1 pseudogene is annotated in these 497 nt (G+C 62.0%); it reads right to left on the bottom strand.

What is annotated here, in order from left to right:
• A pseudogene (locus AC0L2X_RS32510) lies at window positions 1–497 on the bottom strand (calcium-binding protein); the annotation flags it as partial.

Genomic DNA, 497 nt, shown 5'->3' on the forward strand with positions numbered 1-497 from the left:
GGGGCGGTGGCAGTCGAGGTGCTGCCGCCAGTGGTGGCCTCGGAAGGGATGCTCGCCGTAGAAGTGGGATCGGTGGCCGCGGCTTCGGAAGGAGCAGTCCCGGCAGTGCTGAGATTGTGTTGCCGGAAAATGGCCTGCAGTTCCGGGGAGCTTTCAAGCGCGGTGTCGCCTCGCTGCGAACCCCAGGCGTATGCGTAGTCGAAGGCGGGTGACGGAACCAGCTTGGCCCAGTGGTCCATCATGGTTTCCATCTGGGCGGCGGTGGGCACGACATATTTGCCACCCATGTCGGTGTTATAGTCGCCGCCTCCAAACGTCTGGTAGCCTGGAACGATCTTGCTCGTCGGGATGCCCGACGCCTGAGCGGCGGCGACGAATTTGTCGATCATGTTGTAGTCGACCGCGCCATCCGTGCGGACGGGATAGACATCCACGCCGTAGTAATCGATACCCGTATTGGCGGGATTGTACGTGCCCGAAAAATCCGGATTCGCCGA

Source organism: Mesorhizobium sp. WSM4828, from assembly GCF_055811175.1.